The organism is Acidimicrobiales bacterium, from assembly GCA_035512495.1.
GTDB lineage: Bacteria > Actinomycetota > Acidimicrobiia > Acidimicrobiales > CADCSY01 > DATKDW01.
In genome coordinates, this window is sequence record DATKDW010000072.1 from 34,892 (window position 1) to 41,172 (window position 6,281).

6 protein-coding genes are annotated in these 6,281 nt (G+C 68.0%); 4 read left to right on the forward strand and 2 right to left on the reverse strand.

The genetic code is table 11. The features are described from left to right. The first annotated feature begins 27 nt into the window (after positions 1–27). Positions 28–1,776 carry a Rieske (2Fe-2S) protein gene (locus VMN58_10895; protein ID HUF33700.1) on the forward strand — a complete coding sequence of 583 codons (1,749 nt, stop codon included), beginning with the start codon at positions 28–30 and terminating at the stop codon, positions 1,774–1,776. A 172-nt stretch (positions 1,777–1,948) separates the two neighbouring features. Here VMN58_10895 and VMN58_10900 read toward each other — a convergent pair whose 3' ends face one another. Next, positions 1,949–3,403 carry a serine hydrolase domain-containing protein gene (locus tag VMN58_10900; protein ID HUF33701.1) on the reverse strand — a complete coding sequence of 485 codons (1,455 nt, stop codon included), beginning with the start codon at positions 3,401–3,403 and terminating at the stop codon, positions 1,949–1,951. Between the two features lie 441 nt (positions 3,404–3,844). Here VMN58_10900 and VMN58_10905 point away from each other — a divergent pair, with 441 nt between their 5' ends. Next, positions 3,845–4,114, forward strand: a complete 270-nt coding sequence (locus VMN58_10905; protein HUF33702.1) for a hypothetical protein — start codon at positions 3,845–3,847, stop codon at positions 4,112–4,114. A gap of 319 nt (positions 4,115–4,433) precedes the next feature. Here the strand turns inward: VMN58_10905 and VMN58_10910 are convergent, their stop codons facing one another. Next, positions 4,434–4,703 carry a hypothetical protein gene (locus tag VMN58_10910; protein HUF33703.1) on the reverse strand — a complete coding sequence of 90 codons (270 nt, stop codon included), beginning with the start codon at positions 4,701–4,703 and terminating at the stop codon, positions 4,434–4,436. 299 nt (positions 4,704–5,002) lie between these two features. On the opposite strand from VMN58_10910, the gene VMN58_10915 reads away from it, so the two are divergent. Together VMN58_10915 and VMN58_10920 are read left to right on the forward strand one after the other, a co-directional pair. Continuing rightward, positions 5,003–5,257 (forward strand): dodecin family protein, encoded by a 255-nt coding sequence (locus VMN58_10915; protein HUF33704.1) that lies wholly within the window; start codon positions 5,003–5,005, stop codon positions 5,255–5,257. Positions 5,258–5,795: 538 nt separating this feature from the next. Next, positions 5,796–6,281 (forward strand): DUF6351 family protein (locus tag VMN58_10920; protein ID HUF33705.1); only part of this gene is annotated, 486 nt, incomplete at its 3' end.

Here is a 6,281-nt window from a genome sequence, read left to right on the forward strand (position 1 = left end):
GTGCACTTGAACTTTTACCCTACGGCCATGACGATCACCAAGGAGAGCTCCGGCGGCGTCGATGCGGGTTCGGTCGACGACCTCCGACGGGACGGGAAGCTGGTCACCAAGGTCGGAGAGCATCCCGTTGTCGTGTTCTGGCATGACGACCGGCCCTACGCCATCGAGGACCGATGCCCGCACCTAGGTTTCCCCTTGCACCGGGGGACCGTCGAGGCGGGACTGGTCACCTGCCACTGGCACCACGCCCGCTTCGATCTCCAGTCGGGCTGCACCCTCGATCTGTTCGCGGACGACGCCCGCGCCTTCGACAGCGCCATCGAGGATGGGCGGGTGCGGGTGTGGGCGCGGGCGGTGCCCGACCCGCGTGAGGGGCTCGAGAACCGTCTCTCCGACGGCCTCGAGGACGGCCTCGACCTCGTCATCGCGAAGGCGGTGCTCGGCCTCCTCGAGGCAGGGGCGGCGCCGGAGCAGATCGTTCGCACGGGCCTTGAGTTCGGGGCGAAGAACCGCCATGACGGGTGGGGCGCGGGCATGACGGTGCTCGTGGCCATGGCCAACCTCCTCCCGCACCTCCATCCGGACGACCGGGCCGCCGCCCTCGTCCACGGCCTCACGTTCGTCTCGTCGGACACCCGCGGCCGGGCGCCACGGTTCCCCCTGGCTCCGCTCGGCTCGGGCGAGGTGGATCTGGTCCGTCTGGCCCGCTGGTACCGGCGGTTCATCGACACCCGCTCCCCCGATGCGGCCGAACGGACGCTGGCCACCGTCTTAGCGACGCATTCACCGACCGACGCTGAGGCGGTGATGGTGGCCGCGGTGACCGACCACGTCTTCATCGACGAGGGTCACACCCTCGACTTCACCAACAAGGCAATGGAGGCGCTCACCCACGTTGGCGAGGAAGCGGCCCCACTCCTGCTGCCCACGCTCGTCCTCCAGACGGCGCGGGCGTCGAGGGAGGAGGAGACGTCGCCGTGGCGCCACCCCGACGACCTGGCGGCGATGCTCCGCCGAACGAACGAGCGGCTCCCCGGCCTCGTCGCCGAGGGGGAGGCCAACGGCGTCGACCCGCACTACGACGCCGAGGCGCTGGCGTGGCGGGTGCTCGATGACGATCCGACGCAGGTGGTGGCAGCGCTCGAGGACGCAGTCGCAGCCGGAGCCACCGGCGAAGCCCTCGCACGGGCCGTCGCCTACGCAGCGGCGCTGCGGATCACCCGGTTCCACACGCAGAACGACTTCGGTGACTGGAACACCGTCCATCACGCCTTCACCGCCGCCAACGCCCTGCACCAGGCCCTACGCCGGGGAAGCTCCGTCGAGCTGCTCCGAGGGGTGTTCCAGTGCGGGCTGCGGGTCTACCTCGACCGGTTCCTGAACGTCCCCGCGGCCCGACTACCCGCCACAACCACCGGCGACCTCGCCCACCTCGAAGAAGGCTGGCGGACCCAGGGCCACGTCGACGCAGCCGGTGCCACCGTCGCCGGTTACCTGCGAGGCGGCGGGAACCGAGCCGACGTCGTCGCCGCTCTCGGCCACGCCTTGTTGGAGGAGGACGCCGGGTTCCATTGGTACCAGGTGGTCGAAGCCGGCGTCCGCCAGGCCCACGCCTGGCCCGAGCACTCCGAGCCATCCACCCTGATCCTCACCGGCATCGCCCGGTTCCTCGCCGCCCACACGCCGACGCGCCGCCAGCTGTCGACGACGATCTCCATCGCCCGCCGTCTACGCCGCGGCGAGCACCTCTACGAGGAGGAGGGCGCCGCCACCTGAGATTCGCTACCGCCTTGCTGGTGCGAGATGGTGTCGCCGGCGTCCGTTGACCGTGCGCGCCTGACCTCAAGGAGCCGAGCAACCGGACACAGAACGCGCACACCGAACGCCGATCTCGGTGAGTCGATCGGGCGAACAGAACGGCGCGTAGCCGGCGGGGAGTCGGTGATGATCAGCGGGTTGTTGGCCGCACGACGCCTGCCCACTGGCGCAGCCGCTGAGTCGAACGAGCCTGGTTTGAGGTTGCTGGCGGGGCGAGAGTCGTGAGGGCGCCCAAGGCCGCGAGGAGGGCTGCCAGCAACGCTACCTGGTTGTCGTAGTTGCCGGAGATGAGGCGGGCCGGGGGGAGACCTCCGATGCTGGAGGTGAACGCTCCAGTGTTGAGGGCGATGAGCAGCAGGCTTGCTACGGCGGCCGCTGGCAGGGTCCGAAGGGTGAGCCGGCGGAGTCGCGGTCGTCCCAGCCAGCGTCTCTTGCCGCTGCTGAGTTGGAAGACCTGTCGCCCGAGCACGACCACGGCGAGCAGGATGAGCATGATCGTTCCGAGCCCGACGAAGCGGCGAACGGTGCTGAAGGTGGTCGCGATCGACGGTCGCTCCCCGATGACGTCATCGAACCATCTCAGGGCGAGTTCAAGTTCGAGGCCGATGCCTGTCTCGGCATTTGTGAGCACGACCAGGTAGCTGCGCTGGTCGGGCACGGCGACGTACAGGGCGTTGTAGCCCTCGTGTGATCCGTTGTTGGCAAGGAATCGACGTCCGCTGGGAAGCGTGGCGGCGGCGAGGCCGAGCCCATAGCCGCCTGCGTCACCGAGGCCGAAGGCACCACGTGCCGCGTCGGGAACGGTGTGCATCTCTGCAAGCGAGTCGGCGCTGAGCAGCCCGCCCTCGCTCGACGGCGTCACCAGCGCGCGAACCATCTTGGCGATGTCGGGCCCGGTTGACAGCAGCCCGCCTGCGGATCGGGGCAGCTGCCGGTACCGGTCAGCGCGCCGGCCGGCGGAACGATGCCCGGGTGCCACCCGGCTCAACAGCGCCGGCTCCTCTTGAAACCCGGAGTTTGACATGCCCAGGGGATCAAAGACGAGCGCCCGCATGGCGTCCGGGTAGGGCTGCCCGGTCACGTCTTCGATCACAAGCTCGAGGATCCCGTAGCCCGGGTTCGAGTACACAAACGCGCCACCGGGTTCGGTCACGATCCGCGCCGCGACGTGGCCGTGGATCCCGTCGAGCACCTCGGGCAGGGGTGGTGGCGGGACGTCCGGCGCCGCGGGCCTGTCCAGCTCAGCAGCAGGCACCCCCACAGGCAGTCCTGCGGTATGGCTCAGCAGCCGCCGAATCGTGACTCCCTCAGGGCCGAGACCGCCGGACGCTGGCTCCCAGCTCACCAGGTGCGAGGTGACCGGGTCGTCCAGACGCAATCGTCCTTGCTCGCCGAGCATGAGGACCGCCAGCGCCGTGGCCGTCTTCGACAACGAAGCGACCTGGAACACAGCCTCCTCTCCGTTCTCAGGGAGCGGGATCACCGCAGTCCCTTCAGGCCACCCAGCCACGACAACCGCTTGCGGCACCTCGAACCGGCGCAGAAGAGCCCGACCGTCGTCTCTCACGCTCTCTTCGAACTCCACGGCGCTCCTACCCCCATCCCCCGACGGCTGAGCACCGCTCGCCAGCACGCCAACCGCGGCGACGACCGTCCCCAACACCGCGTTTCGCCCCAGCACGGCGACATCTTGCCGCGTGGCTTGAGGATCATGCCCGACCGTGACCTCTGTCTCACCCCGCTCGTAGGCAAACCGTGTCTTCGCGGTGATCAGATTGGGACGGTCACTACTGTCCTCGGCGCACGTAACGAGCGCGCAGAACTCCCGTGCACTGCATCGTCCACGCGCGAGTTATCGGCGCGTATCGGGGGCGCTTGACGACGATCGTCGGGAAAGCCCTGGCTTTCACGAGACCGTTTCGTAGCCGGCCCGTGGGGTGTCCAGCTTCGAAGCGGCTCGATCGTGCATCGGCTAGATTCGCCGCCCGCGTCGTAGGTCGCGACACTCAGCTGCAAGGAGCACTCGATGCCCAAGATGGTGATCACCCACGGAGTCGCTGATGTCGACAAGTGGCTGGGATTCAAGGCGGAGCGGGCCGAGGCGATCGCCGGGCTCGGTGGTTCGGACGTCGTCGACCACGTGGCACACGGTGGCAGCAAGCTGGTTGCCGTGTCGGCCAACGTCAGCGATGTCGACGGGGTGATGGCGGCGCTCGGGTCGCCACCCCCGGAGCTCGCCGCGGCCATGGAGAAGCACGGGGTGCTGCCTCCCTTGGTTGCCTACGTCGAGGGGTAGCCGCTCGCGACTGCTGGCTTGCCGGGGCGGAGTTGGCCAGGAACGACGCGTCCACAATGTGCCGGTAGAGGACACCAGCTATCGACCGCACCGAACGACGTTGGGTGGCTCTGCGGGAGCGTCCCTATCGGCGCTTATTCGCTGAACGGAGGCCCACAAACCCCGACCGCATCGGCGTACACATGCAACCGAACGGCGCATCTCCAGTGGCAATCTGGGCGGCTCACTGCTCGATCCCCTGGTCGACCGATCGGCACCTCGGGGCGGCAGCCGCCACGAGAGAGACCCGTTGTACGTCTGGGGCTGCCGCGCGCCGTGGTCAGGCGTGTGCCACGACCTCGTATACCTCGATTGACGTGATCTCCACGGGAGCATCGTCTGGAATGCTCGCCCGCGCGTTCGCGGCCGCAGTCTCCGCTGCCTCCTCAGTCTCGAAGAGGACCATGCTGCGGCCGTTCTTCCCGTCTGGAGACCGGGTGAAGGTGCCGCTGACGAAGCCTGGCGCCGAACGGAGGTTGGCCAGAATTCCCTGCGCCATCTCCGGTTTGGCCTCAGGACCCAACTTGCTGACCCCAACGATCGCGTACATGTCTGCGCTCCTCACACTCGGATGTCGCCGAGCCCGGCGACCGAGACCTCAGATACTGCCGGCTCGCGCTTGCGTTGTCCACCGGGAAGCTGCTCCGATCAGGCGCGCATAGCCCGCCGCCACGACCGCTGCCGACGCCCGCGCGATCGGCGCGTAGCGCGCGCCTGAACGGGCCACAGGTGACAGGGCCGAGAGAGAACCTGCGGGCGTGGTCGAGGCCTTGTGGCGGCGTGCCGTGTCTCAAGACTTCGACGGCACGTCGCGCCTAGCGTGTGGCCAAATCGACGGAGGGAATTGTCATGGCAGAGAGCGTGTACACCGTGGTCGAGCTCATCGGGACGAGTACGAAGTCATGGGAGAAGGCGGCCGCAGCGGCGGTGACGAAGGCATCGCAGTCGCTACGTGATCTTCGGGTGGCCGAGGTCGTCGAGCTCGACATGCAGCTCGAGAACGGGAAGGTCTCGGCATACCGCGCCAAGGTCAAGGTCTCGTTCAAGTACGAGGCGAGTTCAAAGTCTCCGGCAAAGAAGAAGGCTGCCTCCCGCCGGAGCTGAGGAGAGGGCGACTCGGAACCGCACCACCGCAAGGGCTCGGGCCCGCGGCGGTGGCACGCTGCGACAGAACGCGCGCCCGATAACGCGTCGGCTGGGGTCGCGAATGGGCGAACCGAACGGCGCTTACGCAAGCGCTCCGGTAGGCGGCGGTCCGGGAACGATGCCGCGCGGGATTCGGGGACAAGCCGTGGGAAGCACCGGCGTCGACCACCCGGCATTCGGGGATGGTGCCGTCGCGGAGATCGACGCCGGCGTCATGTGGCCTGTCATCGCTCGAGGTGCGGGGCGTGTCCTCGTGCTGACGGGTTCGTAAACACGCTTGAGAAAGATTGACGGGCGAACGACACAAGCGGACACACACCAGAGATCCTTTCGAGCTCCCGCCGGGTCAGGTGCTCGGCGGCATCTCCGACCACCCGGGACCGATGGTGGTCCGGATCTGGACGACAGTTACCGTCGCGGTCATGTCTTGTACCGTCGCGGTCATGTCTGGGATCGGTTCGCAATGAGAACCCACCGACTCCTGGCAGCGGTGGTGATGCTGTTGTTTGGGCTCTGCATTGCCTCTGCGCCCATGGCGTCCGCCCGGACCGGCGCGGACCAGATGGCTGTGCCTGCGTATTCCTCCTTCGACCCGATCGACAACGGCGATGCCGTGCAGGTCCGCACGTTGTCGAGTCGCGCTGACCTCGTCAGCGGTGGTGATGCGTTCGTCGAGATCGTCGTGCCGGCCGGGTCCGACCTCACCGCCGTGGTGGTCGATGTCGACGGTGTCGACGTTTCGTCCTCCTTCGTCGCCGCCGGTCCGGGTCTGCGAGGCCTGGTCAGGGTGCTCCCGGTCGGTTCCAGCGTGATCACGGCCACGCTGTCCGACGGCAGCGGTGCGCGGCTCGACGTGGTGAACGCGGCTCAGGGTGGTCCGGTGTTCTCCGGGCCGTTGATCGAGCCTTGGACGTGCACCAATGGTTCGGAGGAGCCGGACTGCAGCCAGGACCCGACGGTCAACTTCTACTACCGGTCGACG